We start from the raw sequence: 17373 nt of genomic DNA on the forward strand, positions 1-17373 counted from the left end.
GGTGGGCAAAGCGAAGCGTGCCCACCATTCACCACCGAGCTGGCGATAGATGGTGGGCACGGCGCGCGAAGAGCGCGCCTTTGCCCACCCTACGGCTACGCAGCCGAACTACATCGGCCGGTACGCCCGCACGTCCCCGGGCACGTTGACCCCGAGCTTGATCTGGCCGACGGAGCGGATGATGTCGTCGCCGAGGAGCTGGGCGAAGCAGGCATAGCCCCAATCGTTCATATGCAGGCCGTCGGCGATCACGAAGCTCTCGACCGGGATCGATTGATTCTCGTGCCAGTCGCGCATCACCTCGAAGCGCGGGAAGATGCCGACGTGACGGAGCTCAGCGACCTTGCCGAGCAGCTTCACCATCTTGCCGGCACTCTCCTTGCGCTGGTTGACGGCCGGCGAATATTGCGGATCGACGAGCACGATATCGGCGCCGCCGGCGGCCTGGATGCGGGCGATGCCGTCCTCGACCATCTTGGCGGTGTCGCCGGGATCGAGATTGCGCAGCACGGCGTTGGTGCCGACCTGCCAGATCACCATGTCCGGATGCACGTCGATCACCTCCTTCTGGAGGCGCTTCATCATCTCGGGCGCGTCCTCGCCGCCGACGCCGGCATTGATGACGGTGATGTCCGCGGTCGGATATTGCCGGCGCAGCTGCGCCGCAAGACGGTTCGGATAGTTGAAATCGGGCGAGCTTGCGCCGTAGCCGGCGGTCGACGACGAGCCGAACGCGACGATCACGACAGGCTTGCCGGCGACGAGCTTGCCCGCGACATGCGGCAGCGAGCCCATCGCCTTCGCGCCGCCCTTCGGCGGCAGGCAGGGGACGCGGTTGAAGACGTCACCGGCGGATTTCGCGACCTGCTTCACCTTGTCGATGGCGCGCGCGGTGATGCCGCGCTGTTCGGGAGATGTCGCGGCGACGGTGGTCTGGGAGGGCGATGCCGGAGCGGGATTAGCGGCCTGCGCGGGCGCGGGCGTTGCCTGCGCGGCCTGCGCCTGCGCGCGCGACTGCGAAACAGGAGTCAGCAACAGCAGCGCCGCCGCCACGGGTGCTGCCAGCCATGCCGTCAGGCAAAAAGGGCGGATAGAACTCATTAACACTAGACCTCAATTTTGCTGCTGGGCCGGCCCCAGATGGGCTGCGTCGATCACGAACTGTGCCAACGCCCGGCCAAGGCAATCGTGGACCTGTTTCGCGAGCTCAGGCCCGCGGGACGGGCTGAACAGGTCGAACTGACCCTGATCATTCCACTGCCGCATGATCGCGAAACGGTCGAACAGCGGGATGTCGTGCTCCTGTGCCACCACCCGCATATTGTCGAGATAGGGCGGCACCGAGATCATGGTTTCGGTACGCGGGCTGTACTGCAAGTTCATCAACACGACGTCAGCCCCTGCATTTTGCAATGCGGAAACCCCTCCGGTCACCGCACCGCGAAAATCGTCGGGATCGATTGCTCGGATAGCATCCACGGTCCCGGTCTGCCAGATGACCAAAGTAGGCCTTTTTGCTTCCATCAGCTTAACGAAGCTGGCGGCCGCCTCCTCTGCCGTCTTCTTGCTCTGTATTTCTACGGAGACGTGCACAACTTCCGATGGCGACAGCTTGTCCTTCAAAATGGCCTGCATGCGTGCCGGATAGGAAGCGTCCTCGGAGGCCGGAATCGTGGTCGAACGGCTGCCGATGACCAGGATTTCGAGCGGTTTGCCGGCCTTGATGGCGTCGGCGACCTTGGGAAGCTGGCTTTCGCTGGTGAGCAGATAGGACGGCAATTCGCAGGCTGCGGGCGCGGCCGGAGCGGGCGGCGCAGCATCCTCCGCGCGCGCCGACGGCGCGGCGAGGCCACCGCATAGCAGGATCAGGCTCAGGAGAACCTTCGCCTTCATCAGCCCCCTCCCGCCAGATCGGCGTTGCCGACGGCGTTCTTGGTTTTCGCACCGCTCTTGTCAGCTACGCGCTTGTACCACGAAATCACCCAGGCCACGCCCCACATGATCAGGATTCCGGAGAGACTAATCACCGCATGCATGACGGCGCCGCCGGAGACCTCGGCCAGGATGAAATGACCGGCGAAGGCCAGGAACACGCCGAGGCAGAAGATCTCCAGGGAATGCGAGCCGCACAGGATCAGCGGCCGCAGCCAGGGCGATTTCAGGCCCGGCCAGTCGCGCGGCAGGAAGCGCACGGTGAGCGCTGCCAGCGCCAGGAAATGCGTGAAGCGCAGCACGTCGAGGTCGGTCTTGTCGATCGGATACATCCACTGCTCGAGCCGCTTCGGCATCAGATGCGAGAGCTGCGGCACATACCAGGTCAGCGTCACGTAGAACGCCGCGACGATATAGGCGATCGCGATCCACATCGTCACCGGTGAAGCCAGAATACGCGACATGCGCCGCGCACCTCCAAGCGCACACCATGCACCGAAGACGAACAGCAATTGCCAGGCCAGCGGATTGAACGCCCAGAAGCCGTTCGGATAGGCGGAGAAGTAGAGGTCGTATTCCCAGGTGACCGCGTAGAGCACGACCGAGAGGCCGAGCGTGACATCGGGCTTCCACTTCATCGACCACAGGATCAAAGGCAGCGCCAGCATCAGCACGATGTAGAGCGGCAGCACGTCCATGTTGACGGGACGGAAGCGCAACAGCAGCGCCTGCACGATGGTGACGTCGGGCTGCTTGAGAAAGTCCATGATGCCCATCTCTTCAGTGTAGAGCGGGTTCTCGAAGCTGGTCGCGACGTAGGAGATCTCGGCGAGGAAGATCGTGAACAGGAAGACGTGGGCGACATAGATCTGCCAGACCCGGCGCATGATGCGCGCGGTGGCGATGACGACGCCGCTCTCCAGCATCGCGCGGCCGTAGACGAAGGCGGCGGTGTAGCCGGAGATGAAGATGAAGATCTCGGTGGCGTCGCTGAAGCCGTAATTGCGGATCGTGAACCAAGTCAAAAGACTCGACGGCAGATGGTCGATGAAGATCAGCCACAGCGCGAGGCCGCGGAACAGGTCGAGCCGGAGCTCGCGCTCGCCGATGGCGGGCAGAGAGATGGCCGGCGCGGCCGCACGCGGCTTTGCATCCGCAGGCTTGGCCCCCGCGATCGTCGATCCCGTCACTTGGTCCGCAATGGTCATCGGGGCCTGGAAACCCTCACACAAATCGCGACGTTATAGGGATTGTACCGGTCCGGCCGTCGTCTCGCAAAGCGGCCGGATCACATAAGGGTGTCTTTCTTTGGGGTGTCTTTCTCCGCGAATTCTGGCGGGACGATGTCGCGAAAGCCGCTTGCGGCGTTTGGTTCCCGGCCGGGTTTTCGTTATGATGGCAGCCATGTACCGCGCCGTGACCCGCCAGATCGAAGTGACCGTCGAGCCGAACTTTGTTCCGGAACAGTCGTCGGCCGACCGCTCCCGCTACTTCTGGTCCTACACCATCGTCATCACCAATTCGGGCGAGGAGACCGTGCAGCTCAAGACGCGGCACTGGATCATCACCGATGCCACCGGCCGCCAGCAGGAGGTGAAGGGCGAGGGCGTGGTCGGCGAGCAGCCGACCCTGGCCCCCGGCGAGCGCTTCGAATACACCTCCGGCGTGCCGCTTTCGACCGCCTCCGGCTTCATGACCGGCCGCTACCAGATGGTCAGCGAAAGCGGCGAACGCTTCGAGATCGACGTGCCGACGTTTTCGCTGGATAGCCCGGACAACAAGCGGGTGTTGAACTAGGGGCGGGGCCGTGGGGTGGGCAAAGCGAAGCGTGCCCACCATTTCGGTGGTGACGCGGAAAGATGGTGGGCACGCTTACGCTTTGCCCACCCTACGATGTCCGAGCACTTGGCAGGCTGTTTCCCCGTCGTCATTGCCAGCGCAGCGAAGCAATCCAGACTGCCACTGCGGAAAGACTCTGGATTGCTTCGCTGCGCTGGCAATGACGGACGATAGAGTTACGCGTCCTCCACGCCCGCCTCATCGGGCGTGAAATCGTACACCGACGAGCAGAACTCGCAGGTGACAACGACCTTGTCGTCCTTGACCATCGCGGCGCGATCGTCCGGCGAGAAGCTCTTCAGCATCGCGGCGACCGCATCGCGCGAGCAGGAGCATTGCGCCTTCAGGACCAGCGGCTTGAACACGCGCACGCCACGCTCGTGGAAGAGGCGGTAGAGCAGCCGCTCGCCGGACAGTTCCGGATCGATCAGCTCGACGTCCTCGACGGTCTCGACCAGCGAGCGCGCCTCGACCCAGGCGTCATCTTCGGCGACGGCGTGCACTTCGGCGCCCTCGGGCGCATCGCCGGGATGCAAGTCCGCCTGCCGCGCGCGCTCCGGCGCCTTCGGCAGAAACTGCATCAACATGCCGCCGGCGCGCCAGCGATGCCTGCCGCCGTCGTTCGAGCGCCACTCCTCGCCGACCGCAAGACGCACGCGCGTCGGGATCTGCTCGGAGCGCAGGAAATATTCGTGGGCGGCGTCTTCGAGGCTGCCGCCGTCGAGCGCGACCAGACCCTGGTAGCGGCTCATGTCGGGGCCCTGGTCGATGGTCATGGCGAGATGGCCGCGGCCGAGCAGCGCGCCGGAATCCTTCGCCGTGCCCAGGCGCGAGGCGTCAAAGCGGGCATAGGCGCGAAGCTGGTCCGGCGCCTTGTAGTCCACCACCAGGAACGACACCGGGCCGTCGGTCTGGGCCTGGAGGATGAAGCGGCCCTCGAATTTCAGCGCCGAGCCGAGCAGCGTCGTCAGCACGATGGCCTCGCCGAGCAGCTTGCCGACGGGCGCGGGATAATCGTGCTTGGTCAGGATGTCGTCGAGCGCCGGACCGAGCCGCACCAGCCGGCCGCGCACGTCGAGCGCGTCGACCTCGTAGGGCAGCGCGGCGTCGTCGATCGGAACCGCTGATGGTGCGCGAACCGGGCCTTCCGGCCTGGTTTTCATGTCAGGGGATTGGGAATCCATGGCCGTCTATCTGGGGTCGGTGGGTGGGAAATGGAAGGGGTTCCGGCTGCATCCGGCAATGCAGAATGGACGTATGCAAGGACGGCAACCTCCGCGTCGTCCTGGCGTTCGCCAGGACGACAGTTGCATGTGAGGCGGCCGCCAAGCCTACGCCAAACTTACTTCACCGCGTCAAAACACCAGGCCAGAATACCCTTCTGCGCGTGCAGGCGGTTTTCGGCCTCGTCGAACACGACCGATTGCGGACCGTCGATCACCTCGTCGGTGACCTCCTCGCCGCGATGGGCGGGCAGGCAGTGCATGAACAGCGCGTCGGGCTTGGCCAGCGACATCAGTTTGGCATTGACCTGGTAGGGCTTGAGCACGTTGTGGCGGTGCTCGCCCTCCTTGTCGCCCATCGACACCCATGTGTCGGTGACGACGCAATCGGCGCCGCGCACGGCGGCTTCCGGATCGGTGCCGAGCATGATCGGCGCGCCTGAAGCCTTGATCCAGTCGCGCATCGCCTTCTTCGGCGCAAGCTCCGGAGGCGTTGCGACATTGAGCTGAAACTTGAAGCGCTCCGCGGCATGCGCCCAGGACGCCAGCACGTTGTTGTCATCGCCGGTCCAGGCCACCGTCCGGCCCTCGATCGGGCCGCGGTGCTCCTGATAGGTCAGAAGGTCGGCCATCACCTGGCAGGGATGCGAGCGCCGCGTCAGGCCGTTGATGACGGGCACGGTCGCGTTGGCCGCAAGCTCGAGCAAGGCGTCGTGGTTGAGGATACGGATCATGATGGCGTCGACATAGCGCGACAGCACGCGCGCGGTGTCGGCGATGGTCTCGCCGCGGCCGAGTTGCATCTCGGCGCCGGTGAGCATGATGGGCTCGCCGCCGAGCTGGCGCATGGCGACGTCGAACGACACCCGCGTACGGGTCGACGGGCGCTCGAAGATCATCGCCAGCGTCTTGCCTTCGAGCGGCCTCACCGGCTGATGCGCCTTCTGCTTCGCCTTCATGGCGGAGGAGGCATCGAGCATGCTCTTGAGCTCCGACAGCGGGAGCTCGTTGATATCGAGGAAGTGCTTCGGCGACTTGCTCATCAGCTTGCCGCCCGCTTGGTCTGACTGGACGAGATCGCGGCGCAGGCGCGTTCGAGCCGCCCGACGCTGTCCTCAATCTCGGCTTCGGTGACGATCAAGGGCGGCAGGAAACGCACGACATTGTCGCCGGCGCCGACCGTGAGCAGCTTCTCGTTGCGCAGCGCCGCGACGAGATCGCCTGATGGCACCACGGCCTTGATGCCGATCAGGAGGCCCTCGCCGCGCACCTCGCTGACGACATCGCCATGACGGTCGATCACGGAGGCGAGCTTCTGCTTGAGCAGCAGCGACATCTTCTGCACGTGATCGAAGAAGCCGGGCTTCAGCATGACGTCGAGCACGGCATTCGCAGCCGAGATCGCGAGCGGATTGCCGCCGAAGGTCGATCCGTGCGAGCCGGGACCCATGCCGGCCGCCGCGTCCGCGGTGGCCAGGATCGCACCGATCGGGAAGCCGCCGCCGAGCGCCTTGGCCAGCGACATCACGTCAGGTGTGACGCCGGTACGCCGATGCGCGAACAGATCGCCGGTGCGGCCCATGCCGGTCTGCACCTCGTCGAAGGCGAGCAGCAGGCCCTTCTCGTCGCAAAGCTGGCGCAATGCCTTGAGGAACGCAGGCGTTGCGGAACGCACGCCGCCCTCGCCCTGAATCGGCTCGATCAGGATGCCGGCGGTCTGCGGACCGATTGCCTTCTTCACGGCCTCGATGTCGCCATGCGGGACCTGGTCGAAGCCATCCATCGGCGGACCAAAACCTTCGAGATATTTTGCAGATCCCGTCGCAGCCAGCGTCGCCAGCGTGCGGCCATGGAAGGCGCCTTCGAAGGTGATGATGCGGTAACGTTCCGGATGCCCCTTGGAGAAGTGATGATGGCGGACCAGCTTGATCACACCTTCCAGCGCCTCGGCGCCGGAATTGCAGAAGAACACGAAGTCCGCGAAGCTTTCATTGCACAGGCGCGCAGCGAGCTTCTCGCCGTCCGGACTCTGGAACAGGTTCGACATGTGCCAGAGTTTTGTGGCCTGCTCCTGCAGCGCCTTGACCAGCGCGGGATGGGCATGGCCGAGCGCGTTCACGGCGACGCCCGAGGTAAAATCGAGATAGCGATCGCCATTGGTCGCAATCAGCCAGCAGCCTTCGCCGCGCTCGAAACCGAGGTCGGATCTGGCGAAAACGGGAAGCAAATGCGGCGCTGCGCTGTTAGTCATGACGATCACTTGATGTTGCGGACGGCCTGAACACGCTCACGCAGCGCACCATTGACCGGCCCGGAAAACGAAACGTGCCGCCTTTTAAGGGCGGCACGTGACACTATCTTATGCCTGGTGAAACCGGTGTCAATGCCGCCCGAAAGCCTCGCGAAACGCTGAATCCGTAGTCTTGCGGAGCCGAAATTGCGGGGTTTTCGCCACGGAACATGTGGAAGCGAGTCGGCGGACTCTTGCGCGTGAGTCACGCCATATTGTAGCGTTTGGCTTGTCAGATACGACATCTCGTGCAGTGTTTCTGATCCTCTAAGTCCTCATGTACCGGCGTAGACGTTCGGGCGTTATCGGCGCGCCCGGCGAGCCTTAAGGGATTCTGACGGCACGGGTTTTTCGAGGCTTAGGCATTCGCCGCGAGGCGCCAGGATGGCAGCCGCACGGCGAGGGAAAGGGTGCAATGACGGTTTTGACCTGGTCCGACGATCGCGTCGAGCAGTTGAAAAAGCTCTGGGAGGCCGGATTATCGGCCAGCCAGATCGCAGCCGAGCTCGGGAACGTGACCCGCAATGCCGTGATCGGCAAGGTACACAGGCTCGGCCTATCCGGCCGCGCCAAGAGCCCCTCATCGGCGGCTCCGCGGCCGCGCAAGGCGCGCCCCGCGCAGCACATGATGCGGGTGAGCCGCCCCATTGCGCGCGGCAACACCGCGCTGGCGCAGGCCTTCGAGGTCGAGGTGGAGGCCGAACCGGTCACCTACGACAACGTGGTGCCGATGAGCCAGCGGCTGTCGCTGCTGGAGCTGAACGAGGCGACCTGCCACTGGCCGGTCGGCGATCCCTCGAGCCCGGATTTCTTCTTCTGCGGCGGCAGGGCGCTGTCGGGCCTGCCCTACTGCGCGCAGCACTCGCGCGTGGCATATCAGCCCGCCGCGGATCGCCGGCGCGCACCGGCGAAGCCCTCGCGGTGAGTTTGTCGCTCTAGCTGATTGCAAAGACGGCGCCGTCACGCGATGACGGATCGACACACTCCGATGTCGTCCCGGCGAAGGCCGGGACCCATAACCACCAGCAGATGTGGTTACGGGGACACGGAGTTACCCTTGTCGCGCAAACAATTGCGCCCTGGGGTTATGGGTCCCGGCCTTCGCCGGGACGACACCGATATCGTGGCGACAGCTCGCCAAACCAACTCGCCCCTAGCTTACGTCTGCTCCGCCTTCGCAAAGCGATCATCCAGCGCGTAGCCGGCGCCGCGGACGGTGCGGATGGGATCCTGCTCGCGGCCGAGATTGAGCAGCTTGCGCAGGCGGCCGATGTGGACGTCGACGGTGCGCTCGTCGATGTAGATGTCGCGGCCCCAGACGCTGTCGAGCAGCTGCTCGCGCGAGAACACGCGGCCGGGATGCTCCAGGAAGAACTCCAAGAGGCGATATTCGGTCGGGCCGAGGTCGATCGGCCGGCCCGAGCGCGCGACGCGGCGCTTGTCGCGATCGAGCTCGATGTCGCCATAGGCCAGCACCGTGGCGAGCCGCTCCGGGCTTGCGCGCCGCAGCAGGCCCTTCACGCGTGCCAAGAGCTCCGGCACCGAGAACGGCTTGACGATGTAGTCGTCGGCGCCGGTCGCAAGACCCCGCACCCGCTCGCTCTCCTCGCCGCGCGCGGTGAGCATGATGATCGGGAGCTGCTTGGTCTCGGGCCGGGTCCGCAGCCGGCGGCACAGCTCGATGCCCGACAGGCCCGGCAGCATCCAGTCGAGTACGATCAGATCGGGGATGTGTTCCTTGAGGCGGGTGTCGGCGTCGTCGCCGCGCATCACCGTCTCCACATCATAGCCGTCGCCTTCGAGGTTGTAGCGGAGAAGCTCGGTGAGAGCTTCCTCGTCCTCAACCACCATAATGCGTGCGCCCATGGTGTCGTCGCTCCTTAAGTCTTCAGGTATTCGGGACCGTCGTGGCGAAGGTCGTCATGTCGCCCTTCGGTCGCTTGTCGGTGATCGCCTGGCCCTCGATCATGTAGAACACGGTCTCGGCGATGTTGGTGGCGTGGTCGCCGATCCGCTCGATGTTCTTGGCGCAGAACATCAGATGGATGCAGAACGAGATGTTGCGCGGATCCTCCATCATGTAGGTGAGGAGCTCGCGGAACAGCGAGGTGCAGATGGCGTCGACTTCCTCGTCGCCCTTCCACACCGCCATCGCCGCCGGCAGATCATGCGCGGCATAGGCGTCCAGCACCGACTTGACCTGCTGCTGCACGAGGTCGGTCATGTGCTCGAGGCCGCGGAACAGCTTGAGCGGATGGAAATCCGTCTCCAGCGCCGCGACGCGCTTGCCCATGTTCTTGGCAAGGTCGCCGATGCGCTCGAGATCGGTCGCAACGCGCATGGCGCCGACGATCTCGCGCAGATCGACCGCCATCGGCTGGCGGCGGGCGATGGTGAGCACGGCGCGCTCCTCGATGCGCTTCTGCAGCGCGTCGAGCTCGGTGTCGGTGGCGACGACGCGCTGGCCGAGCGCGACGTCTCGGCGGATCAGCGCGTCGACGGAATCGACGATCATGCGCTCGGCGATCCCGCCCATCTCGGCGACGAGCCGGGTGAGCTCCTGGAGGTCGGTGTCGAAGGCCTTTGCGGTATGTTCAGAACCCATGTCCCGTCTCCTCAGCCGAACCGGCCGGTGATGTAATCCTGCGTGCGCCGGTCGCTCGGCGACGTGAAGATCTTGCTGGTGTCGTCGAACTCGATCAGCTCGCCGAGATACATGAACGCGGTCTTGTCGGAGACGCGCGCCGCCTGCTGCATGTTGTGGGTGACGATCGCGATCGTGTAGTTCTCGGACAGTTCCTGGATCAGCTCCTCGACCTTGGCGGTCGAGATCGGGTCGAGCGCCGAGCAGGGCTCGTCGAACAGGATCACCTCGGGCCGCACCGCGACGGTGCGGGCGATGCAGAGGCGCTGCTGCTGGCCGCCGGAGAGCGACAGGCCGGAGGCGTTGAGCTTGTCCTTGACCTCGTTCCACAGCGCGCCGCCGCGCAGCGCCTTCTCGACGCGGTCGTCCATCTCGGACTTCGAGATCTTCTCGTAGAGGCGGATGCCGAAGGCGATGTTCTCGTAGATCGTCATCGGGAACGGCGTCGGCTTCTGGAACACCATGCCGACGCGGGCGCGCAGCAGGTTGAGGTCGAGCTTGCCGTCGAGGATGTTGGTCTGGTCGAGCATGAGCTGGCCGGTGGCGCGCTGCCCCGGATAGAGGTCGTACATCCGGTTGAAGATGCGCAGCAGGGTCGACTTGCCGCAGCCGGACGGGCCGATGAACGCGGTGACGCGGTTGGTGCCGAGCGTCAGGTTGATGTTCTTCAGCGCGTGGTGCTCGCCGTAATAGAAGTTGAGGTTGCGCACCGTCACCTTGGCCGGCGCTTCCGGCAGCAGCGGCGCCTGGGGCAGCCCACCGGCCGCGCTCATCGATACGGAAAGCTCACTCATTTTGCGGTCCTCTCGGCGCCAAGGATGCGTGCGCCAATATTCAGGGCAAGCACGGTAATCGTGATCAGCAGCGCGCCGCTCCAGGCGAGCTGCTTCCAATAGGCGTAGGGGCTCTGGACGAAGTTGTTGATGGTGACCGGCAGGTTCGCCATCGTCTTGTTCAGGCCAAGACTGAAGAACTGGTTCGACAGCGCGGTGAAGAGCAGCGGCGCGGTCTCGCCGGCGACGCGGGCGGTGGCTAGCAACACGCCGGTGATGAGGCCGGAGCGGGCGGCACGATAGGCGATCCGCTTGATCACCAGCGAGCGCGGCAGGCCGAGCGCGGACGCCGCCTCGCGCAGCGCGTTCGGCACCAGCAGCAGCATGTCCTCGGTCGTGCGCAGCACCACCGGGATGACGATGACGGCGAGCGCGAGGCTGCCTGCGATCGCCGAGAAGCCGCGCATCGGCACCACCACCGCGCCGTAGATGAACAGGCCGATGATGATCGAGGGCGCCGAGAGCAGGATGTCGTTGATGAAGCGGATCACCGAGGTCAGGCGGTCGTTGCGGCCGTATTCGGCGAGATAGGTGCCGGCGAACAGGCCGAGCGGCGCGCCAATGCCGACGCCGAGCACGGTCATGATGATCGAACCGACGATGGCGTTGCGCAGGCCGCCTTCGGTCGAGCCCGGCGGCGGCGTATCTGCCACGAAAATCTCGAGGTTCAGACCGGCGATGCCGTTGTAAAGCAGCGTGATCAGGATCAGCGCAAGCCAGGTGACGCCGAAGGCGGCGGCGGCGATGCAGAGTCCGCGAACGACGATGTCCTTGCGGCGGCGGCGTGAATAGATCGGGTTCATGGCGTTAGTTCCCCGCCTTCTTTTCCAGCCGCATCAGCATCAGCCGTGCCGCTGCGAGCACGAAGAACGTCAGCACGAACAGCAGCAGGCCGAGCAGGATCAGGCCGGACTGGTGCAGGCCGTCGCTCTCGGCGAACTCGGATGCGATCGCCGCCGAGATCGTGGTGCCCGGCGCGAAGATCGAGGAGGAGATGCGGAACGAGTTGCCGATGATGAACGTCACCGCCATGGTCTCGCCGAGCGCGCGGCCCAGCGCCAGCATGACGCCGCCGATGACGCCGACGCGGGTGTAGGGGATCACCACGCTGCGCACGACTTCCCAGGTGGTGCAGCCGACGCCGTAGGCGGCCTCCTTCAGCACCGGCGGCACCGTCTTGAATACGTCGACCGAGATCGAGGTGATGAAGGGCAGCACCATGATGGCGAGGATCAGCGCGGCGTTGAACAGGCTGAGATAGGACGGGGGACCCGCGAAGATCGCGCCCAAGACAGGAACGCCGTCGAAGATCTTGATCATGAAGGGCTGGAAGGTGTTGGCCAGGAACGGGCCCAGCACGAAGAAGCCCCACATGCCGTAGATGATCGAGGGAATGCCGGCGAGCAGCTCGATCGCCATGCCGATCGGGCGGCGCAGCCATTGCGGACAGAGCTCGGTGAGGAAGATCGCAATGCCGAGGCCAACGGGAATGGCAATCAGCATCGCGATGAACGAGGTGACGAGCGTGCCGTACATCGGCCCGAGCGCGCCGAGCACGGGCGGATCCGCCGACGGCGCCCAGCGCTGCGTCCACAGGAAGGAGAAGCCGTATTCCTTGATCGCCGGGAAAGCGCCGACGATCAGCGAAACGATGATGCCGCCGAGGATCAGCAGCACCGAGATCGCGGAGAGCCGCGTGATCCAGTAGAAGGTGACGTCGCCGAGCTTGAACGCGCTCAAGGCCTTGGCGCGATCGTACGGTCCGGCGTCGTCGATTACATCGCTCTGAACGGCCATCTCTGCCACGCCGATCCCCTGTACCCGTTATATACGCTTGTTGTTGGTCTTGCGCTCCGGATGCGGCACGGGGCCGATCCGGAGCGGAGGTCTTTTGAGATCCCGGCACCCAGGCCGGGACAGCAGCGCTTAGCTCTTGATCTCGGCAGCCCAGGTCTTCTCGATCAGGGTCACGACGCCCTCGGGCATCGGGATGTAGTCGAGCTCCTCAGCCGCCTTGCCGCCGTTCTTGAAGGCCCAGCGGAAGAACTTGATGGCTTCCTGCGAGGCCGCCTTGTCGGTGGCATCCTTGTGCATGAGGATGAAGGTCGCCGCCGTGATCGGCCAGGACTTCTCGCCGGGCTGGTCGGTCAGGATGACGTAGTAGCCGGGCGCCTTGGCCCAGTCGGCGTTCGAGGCGGCCGCCTGGAAGGCCTCGACGGTCGGCTGCACCGGCTTGCCGGCCTTGTTGACGAGACCGGTGTAGGTCAGCTTGTTCTGCTTGGCATAGGCGTACTCGACGTAACCGATCGAGTTCTTGGTCTGGCCGATGTTGCCGGACACGCCCTCGTTGCCCTTGGCGCCGACGCCGACCGGCCACTCGACGGCCGTGCCCTCGCCGACCTTGCTCTTCCAGTCCGCGCTGGCCTTGGAGAGGTAGTTGGTGAAGTTGAAGGTGGTGCCCGAACCGTCGGAGCGGCGGACGACGGTGATCGCCTCCGAGGGCAGCTTCAGGCTCGGATTGAGCTTCTTGATCGCGGCATCGTCCCACTTGGTGATCTTGCCGAGATAGATGCTGGCGAGCGTCTCGCCGTCGAACACCATCTCGCCCGGCTTCACGCCCTCGATGTTGACGACCGGAACGATGGCACCCATCACCATCGGCCACTGGACGAGGCCGTCCTTCTCGAGCTGCTCGGCCTTGAGCGGCGCGTCGCTGGCGCCGAAGGTCACGGTCTTGGCCTGGATCTGCTTGATGCCGCCGCCGGAGCCGATCGACTGGTAGTTCAGACCGTTGCCGGTCTCTTTCTTGTAGGCGTCAGCCCACTTGGAATAGATCGGGAACGGGAACGTCGCGCCGGCGCCGGTGATATCGGCAGCAAAGGCTGCCGTCGTCGATGCGGCGACCAAGCCGGCAGCGACGATCGTTTTGAGGAAATTCATGCTGGTCTCCATACAGGGGAGCGAAGCGCCATCCGCGCCCGATCGCGCTCCCCGTGCCGCCCCTTTAGGAGCGGTCGGCTGTGCTTTTACGAAGGTTTCGTGACAGTCGGATGACAACTACAAGCAATTGAAATCGCTTGAGTTTCATGTCGTCGCCGGAGCCCTGGCCTGGGGAAAACAGGCGGTGAAAGTGGCGCCCTGTTTGGGCACGCTTTCGATCAAAAGCCGGCCGCGATGCCGGTTAAGAATATGTTTCACCAGCGATAATCCGAGCCCGGTCCCGCCCTGCAAGCGGCTGTCGCCGACATCGACCCGGTAGAACCGCTCGGTCAGCCGCGGCAGGTGCTCGGGCGCGATACCGGGGCCGAAATCCCGGACCATGACCCGGATTTCCTGAGTTCCATCAGTGGCGGCGCCTGAGGTTAGTGACACGATGACGCGTCCGCCCGAGGCGCCGTATTTGAGCGCGTTCTCGATCAGGTTCTCGAACAGGCGGAGCAGCTCCTCGCGGTCGCCCGCGATCATCACCGGCGGCTCCGGCAGATGGATCTCGACCTCGACCTGGCGCTCGCGCGCCAGCGGCTCGAGCCCGTCGGCGACCTGGCGGATGATCGGCAGCAGGTCGACCAGGGTGTCGGGGCGCACATGGGCCGACAGCTCGACCCGCGACAGCGAAAGCAGATCGTCGATCAGGCGCGCCATGCGGGTGGCCTGGTTGTGCATGATGCCGAGGAAGCGCTCGCGCGCCTTGGGGTCGTCCTTGGCCTGGCCCTGGAGCGTGTCGATGAAGCCGGACAGCGCGGCGAGCGGCGTGCGCAGCTCGTGGCTGGCATTGGCAACGAAGTCGGCGCGCATCTCCTCGACCCGGCGCAGCGGCGTCTGGTCGTGGAAGGTCATCAGCATGCATTTGTCGGCGCCGCCGAAGGTGGTCGGCACCGGCACCGGCGTGATGATCAGCTCCATCCAGCGATCGACCGGGACATGGTCGAGATAGGTCGCGCGCCGCGGCTCGGTGGTCGCGATCGACTCGCGCAGCGCGGTGATGATCTCCGGCGAGCGCAGCGCGAACTGGGCGAGCTCGTTCCTGCGCAGCGCCGGGGCAAGCTGGGCGGCAGCCGCATTGAGATGGATGACGCGGCCGGCGCGGTCGAGCAGCACCGCCGGATCCGGCATGCCGGCGACGACCGCGGCCACTGCGGCGCTCTCGACCGGGTTGATGCGCCTGACATCGTCGCGCGAGGCGGCGGTGTCGTGCAGTCGCCAGGGGATCAGCGCCGCAGCGGCGATGCAGAGGAACACGGCAACGGCGTGCAACACCGACAATTCGCCGAGCGAGACCACGACCGACAGCGCCAGCGCCGCGGCGATCAGGATGATCGTCGAGTGCCGCAGCCGGTCGGACCAGGGCTGCGCGGTGGGAGAAGATGGGGCGTCAATCGCCATCGGGGCGGGCTTCTCCTAGGGGCTTGTCCTAACGGCTTCGTCCTAAAGGCTTGGTCCTAAAGGCTTGGCGCCGTCAGGCGGTGCCGTCGCTGCGCTCTCTCACATAGGCGGCTTCACGCGCCGGGCCGGGGTCGAGCTTGAGCGCCGCCTGCTGCAAACGCTTCGATCGGGCGCCGATTATAACTTCGCGAAACGTCAGCAAGATTACAGATATGACGAAGGGGGACAGATAATAGAGGACGCGGAACAGGAGCATGCCGCCCAGGAGTTCCTCCCGGTCCATCTGCCAGAGGCCGACCAGCATGGCGGCGTCGAACACGCCGAGGCCGCCGGGCGAGTGGCTGGCAAAGCCGAGCAGGGTGGCCGAGACGAAGATCACGGCAACCACGACGAATCCGAGATTGGGCTCGTCCGGGACCAGCACGTACATCGCGAGCGCGCAGAATCCGAGATCGATGATGCCGATCGCGATCTGGAGCAGCGTCAGCGGTCCGCCTGGCAGCACCACGGTCCAGGGCCCGCGGCCGACCACCCGCGGCTGGGTCCAGACCCAGACCACATAGCCGACCAGTCCCACGATGATCATCAGCGCCAGCGTCCGGTTCAGCCAGGGCGGAAGCTGGTCGATCGAGGCCGCCGCCTCCGGATGGTAGGAGATGCCGAGGCCCAGCACGGCGGCATTGCCGAGCCAGAAGGTCAGGCCGGCGAGGAAGCAGATCTTTGCGACATCGATCGCGTTCAGCCCATAGGCCGAATAGATGCGGTAGCGCACCGCGCCGCCGGTGAAGACGCTGGCGCCGACATTGTGGCCGATCGAATAGCTGGTGAAGGCGGCGAGCGCATTGATGCGGTAAGGCACATGGGCGTGGCCGATCGCACGCACGGCGAACAGGTCGTAGAAGGTCAGGGTGAAATAGCCCGCGGCCACGAACAGTGCCGCCATCGCAATCTGGCTCGGCTCGGTGCTCTTGATCGCCTCGATCACCTCGTTGAAGTCGATGCCGCGCAGCATGTGGTAGAGCACATAGCAAGCGATGCCGATGACCGCGACGCTGATCACAACTCCAAGCTTATGCAGGACTTGCTTCTGGCGCAGAAACGTCATCGCCCTGCGTATGGCTTCCAGCATCTAGACCTCGAACAACGCTTCAGCGGCCAGGACGGCCGGCGAACAGGCAAACGACGCACAGGCACTCAACGAACCCTCGCCGCCGGCTCCGGCATCGCGCATGCCCCCTAACCCTCCACTAGCGCGTTTTGGGGCGGAGTGGAATTCGCCAATTCGAACAAAATCACGTGCCTTCAATATTTTAGGCAGGGTTGCGGGCTCTGGATGCACGGTTTGGCGCTTTCGGCGGCAAGGCTGACGCGAATCTCCATGGCAATCCTGCGCAGACGCCATGAAGTTTTGATGATTTCGGCCGCGCAATGTTCCGTCACGTTTTAAGCCGACGTCAATCTATGGGCCGCGCCCGGCTGTTGAAAGAGGGGCGACGGGGTCGTTCTGGACGGATTTTCCGATGCACCAAACAGGTGCGGCGCAACAGTAGCTTAAGGGGCGGTCAGATAGCCGCGCTGATAGGCACTGGCCTGGTCGTCGAAAATCGCCATGGCCGTCGTCATCCGGCGGAAGCCGAGACGCTCATAAAAGCCCTCTTTGCCAGGCACCGCATAGAGGATGATTTTGCGATGTCCGCGGCATCGCGCCAGCAGCCGCTCGATGATCTCGCGGCCGAGGCCTTGCCCCTGACAGTCCGGGCGCACCGCGACATCACAGAGGTAGGCGCAGTCGCGGCCGTCCGCCAGCGCTCGGCCGGCACCAACCAGCCGGCCTTGGTCGTAAGCGAAGGCACAGAACATGCTGTTGCCGAACACGAGCGCGAGATCGGCTGGTGTCTTGTTGCCGAGCGGTGCGGTGCGGTAGAGCGCGGAAAGCTCGTTCCAGTCGATTGCCGCCGGATCTTCGTTCCAGACGACCGGCATCTGCGTGCCTCCCCGGATCAATGCCGCGCCGCGGTGACGGCTGCGACGATTTCGTCGGTGCCGGGAAAATGGCCCTTGCTGCGGCTGGCGACAATCCTGTCGCCGAGCTTGACCTGAAAGACGCCGCCCTTGCCAGCCACGAGATCCGCCTCCAGCGCCAGTTGCCGGCGCAGCGCTGCGGCGGCTTCCTTCGCACGCTTCTCGTAGCCGCAGGGACGGCAATAGACGATCGTCACATCCGACATC

The 17373-nt window shown here is 64.9% G+C and carries 18 protein-coding genes; 2 read left to right on the forward strand and 16 right to left on the reverse strand.

The genetic code is table 11. The annotated features are described in order from the left end of the window. Nucleotides 1-108: 108 nt before the first annotated feature. Genes AAFG50_RS39935 through AAFG50_RS39945 form a run of 3 tightly spaced genes read right to left on the reverse strand, consistent with a single transcriptional unit; the run spans nt 109 to nt 3140 of the window. Nucleotides 109-1101, reverse strand: coding sequence for an SGNH/GDSL hydrolase family protein (locus AAFG50_RS39935; protein WP_028172743.1), 993 nt, complete (start codon nt 1099-1101; stop codon nt 109-111). Nucleotides 1102-1113: 12 nt separating this feature from the next. Continuing rightward, nucleotides 1114-1893, reverse strand: a complete 780-nt coding sequence (locus tag AAFG50_RS39940) for a lipolytic enzyme (protein WP_028172742.1) — start codon at nt 1891-1893, stop codon at nt 1114-1116. Further along, complete coding sequence (locus AAFG50_RS39945) at nt 1893-3140, reverse strand: OpgC domain-containing protein (protein WP_011083921.1); 1248 nt, start codon at nt 3138-3140, stop codon at nt 1893-1895. Before AAFG50_RS39945 ends, AAFG50_RS39940 begins: the two co-directional genes overlap by 1 nt. A 196-nt stretch (nt 3141-3336) precedes the next feature. Between AAFG50_RS39945 and apaG the strand changes: the two genes are divergently transcribed. Further along, nucleotides 3337-3729, forward strand: coding sequence for a Co2+/Mg2+ efflux protein ApaG (apaG, locus tag AAFG50_RS39950; RefSeq protein WP_028172741.1), 393 nt, complete (start codon nt 3337-3339; stop codon nt 3727-3729). Nucleotides 3730-3947: 218 nt separating this feature from the next. Here the strand turns inward: apaG and AAFG50_RS39955 are convergent, their stop codons facing one another. From AAFG50_RS39955 to AAFG50_RS39965, 3 genes are all read right to left on the reverse strand, one after another. Then, nucleotides 3948-4955, reverse strand: coding sequence for an Hsp33 family molecular chaperone (locus AAFG50_RS39955; RefSeq protein WP_028172740.1), 1008 nt, complete (start codon nt 4953-4955; stop codon nt 3948-3950). A gap of 158 nt (nt 4956-5113) precedes the next feature. Then, entirely contained in the window at nt 5114-6037 is a 924-nt protein-coding gene (gene argF / locus AAFG50_RS39960) for an ornithine carbamoyltransferase (protein WP_011083918.1), read from the reverse strand. After that, the gene (locus AAFG50_RS39965; RefSeq protein WP_028172739.1) at nt 6037-7245 is read right to left on the reverse strand and encodes an aspartate aminotransferase family protein; all 1209 of its coding nucleotides are present in this window, start codon (nt 7243-7245) and stop codon (nt 6037-6039) included. Before AAFG50_RS39965 ends, argF begins: the two co-directional genes overlap by 1 nt. A 454-nt stretch (nt 7246-7699) precedes the next feature. Between AAFG50_RS39965 and AAFG50_RS39970 the strand changes: the two genes are divergently transcribed. Further along, nucleotides 7700-8209, forward strand: coding sequence for a GcrA family cell cycle regulator (locus AAFG50_RS39970; RefSeq protein WP_011083916.1), 510 nt, complete (start codon nt 7700-7702; stop codon nt 8207-8209). 233 nt (nt 8210-8442) lie between these two features. Here the strand turns inward: AAFG50_RS39970 and phoB are convergent, their stop codons facing one another. The 10 genes from phoB to AAFG50_RS40020 form a co-directional block, all read right to left on the reverse strand. Next, nucleotides 8443-9150, reverse strand: a complete 708-nt coding sequence (gene phoB / locus AAFG50_RS39975; protein WP_008143479.1) for a phosphate regulon transcriptional regulator PhoB — start codon at nt 9148-9150, stop codon at nt 8443-8445. Between the two features lie 22 nt (nt 9151-9172). Next, nucleotides 9173-9889 carry a phosphate signaling complex protein PhoU gene (gene phoU, locus AAFG50_RS39980; RefSeq protein ID WP_011083915.1) on the reverse strand — a complete coding sequence of 239 codons (717 nt, stop codon included), beginning with the start codon at nt 9887-9889 and terminating at the stop codon, nt 9173-9175. Nucleotides 9890-9900: 11 nt separating this feature from the next. Then, on the reverse strand, nt 9901-10722 hold the full coding sequence (gene pstB / locus AAFG50_RS39985; protein WP_011083914.1) for a phosphate ABC transporter ATP-binding protein PstB: 822 nt from the start codon (nt 10720-10722) through the stop codon (nt 9901-9903). Next, complete coding sequence (gene pstA / locus AAFG50_RS39990) at nt 10719-11564, reverse strand: phosphate ABC transporter permease PstA (RefSeq protein WP_011083913.1); 846 nt, start codon at nt 11562-11564, stop codon at nt 10719-10721. The genes pstB and pstA overlap by 4 nt, the downstream gene beginning before the upstream one ends. A gap of 4 nt (nt 11565-11568) precedes the next feature. After that, the gene (gene pstC, locus AAFG50_RS39995; protein ID WP_028172738.1) at nt 11569-12558 is read right to left on the reverse strand and encodes a phosphate ABC transporter permease subunit PstC; all 990 of its coding nucleotides are present in this window, start codon (nt 12556-12558) and stop codon (nt 11569-11571) included. Between the two features lie 129 nt (nt 12559-12687). Continuing rightward, nucleotides 12688-13701 (reverse strand): phosphate ABC transporter substrate-binding protein PstS, encoded by a 1014-nt coding sequence (gene pstS / locus AAFG50_RS40000; protein ID WP_028172737.1) that lies wholly within the window; start codon nt 13699-13701, stop codon nt 12688-12690. A 144-nt stretch (nt 13702-13845) separates the two neighbouring features. Further along, entirely contained in the window at nt 13846-15144 is a 1299-nt protein-coding gene (locus tag AAFG50_RS40005; RefSeq protein ID WP_028172736.1) for an ATP-binding protein, read from the reverse strand. Nucleotides 15145-15217: 73 nt separating this feature from the next. Further along, on the reverse strand, nt 15218-16273 hold the full coding sequence (locus AAFG50_RS40010; protein WP_011083909.1) for a lysylphosphatidylglycerol synthase domain-containing protein: 1056 nt from the start codon (nt 16271-16273) through the stop codon (nt 15218-15220). Between the two features lie 422 nt (nt 16274-16695). Continuing rightward, complete coding sequence (locus AAFG50_RS40015; protein ID WP_028172735.1) at nt 16696-17127, reverse strand: GNAT family N-acetyltransferase; 432 nt, start codon at nt 17125-17127, stop codon at nt 16696-16698. A gap of 17 nt (nt 17128-17144) precedes the next feature. Continuing rightward, nucleotides 17145-17372: a SelT/SelW/SelH family protein gene (locus tag AAFG50_RS40020; RefSeq protein WP_028172734.1), complete on the reverse strand. Its 228-nt coding sequence runs from the start codon at nt 17370-17372 to the stop codon at nt 17145-17147. Nucleotide 17373: the final 1 nt, after the last annotated feature.

Origin of the sequence: Bradyrhizobium sp. B039, from assembly GCF_038965675.1 — a bacterium.
Lineage (GTDB): Bacteria > Pseudomonadota > Alphaproteobacteria > Rhizobiales > Xanthobacteraceae > Bradyrhizobium > Bradyrhizobium diazoefficiens.

What these genes read in the sequence shown, in the direction of transcription:
- AAFG50_RS40010 (WP_011083909.1), bottom strand. Translation starts at nt 16,273, where the DNA reads ATGCTGGAAGCCATACGCAGGGCGATGACGTTTCTGCGCCAGAAGCAA.
- phoB (WP_008143479.1), bottom strand. Translation starts at nt 9,150, where the DNA reads ATGGGCGCACGCATTATGGTGGTTGAGGACGAGGAAGCTCTCACCGAG.
- AAFG50_RS40015 (WP_028172735.1), bottom strand. Translation starts at nt 17,127, where the DNA reads ATGCCGGTCGTCTGGAACGAAGATCCGGCGGCAATCGACTGGAACGAG.
- AAFG50_RS40020 (WP_028172734.1), bottom strand. Translation starts at nt 17,372, where the DNA reads ATGTCGGATGTGACGATCGTCTATTGCCGTCCCTGCGGCTACGAGAAG.
- pstA (WP_011083913.1), bottom strand. Translation starts at nt 11,564, where the DNA reads ATGAACCCGATCTATTCACGCCGCCGCCGCAAGGACATCGTCGTTCGC.
- AAFG50_RS39945 (WP_011083921.1), bottom strand. Translation starts at nt 3,140, where the DNA reads ATGACCATTGCGGACCAAGTGACGGGATCGACGATCGCGGGGGCCAAG.
- AAFG50_RS39970 (WP_011083916.1), top strand. Translation starts at nt 7,700, where the DNA reads ATGACGGTTTTGACCTGGTCCGACGATCGCGTCGAGCAGTTGAAAAAG.
- AAFG50_RS39955 (WP_028172740.1), bottom strand. Translation starts at nt 4,955, where the DNA reads ATGGATTCCCAATCCCCTGACATGAAAACCAGGCCGGAAGGCCCGGTT.
- argF (WP_011083918.1), bottom strand. Translation starts at nt 6,037, where the DNA reads ATGAGCAAGTCGCCGAAGCACTTCCTCGATATCAACGAGCTCCCGCTG.
- pstS (WP_028172737.1), bottom strand. Translation starts at nt 13,701, where the DNA reads ATGAATTTCCTCAAAACGATCGTCGCTGCCGGCTTGGTCGCCGCATCG.
- phoU (WP_011083915.1), bottom strand. Translation starts at nt 9,889, where the DNA reads ATGGGTTCTGAACATACCGCAAAGGCCTTCGACACCGACCTCCAGGAG.
- AAFG50_RS40005 (WP_028172736.1), bottom strand. Translation starts at nt 15,144, where the DNA reads ATGGCGATTGACGCCCCATCTTCTCCCACCGCGCAGCCCTGGTCCGAC.
- AAFG50_RS39965 (WP_028172739.1), bottom strand. Translation starts at nt 7,245, where the DNA reads ATGACTAACAGCGCAGCGCCGCATTTGCTTCCCGTTTTCGCCAGATCC.
- pstC (WP_028172738.1), bottom strand. Translation starts at nt 12,558, where the DNA reads ATGGCCGTTCAGAGCGATGTAATCGACGACGCCGGACCGTACGATCGC.
- pstB (WP_011083914.1), bottom strand. Translation starts at nt 10,722, where the DNA reads ATGAGTGAGCTTTCCGTATCGATGAGCGCGGCCGGTGGGCTGCCCCAG.
- apaG (WP_028172741.1), top strand. Translation starts at nt 3,337, where the DNA reads ATGTACCGCGCCGTGACCCGCCAGATCGAAGTGACCGTCGAGCCGAAC.
- AAFG50_RS39940 (WP_028172742.1), bottom strand. Translation starts at nt 1,893, where the DNA reads ATGAAGGCGAAGGTTCTCCTGAGCCTGATCCTGCTATGCGGTGGCCTC.
- AAFG50_RS39935 (WP_028172743.1), bottom strand. Translation starts at nt 1,101, where the DNA reads ATGAGTTCTATCCGCCCTTTTTGCCTGACGGCATGGCTGGCAGCACCC.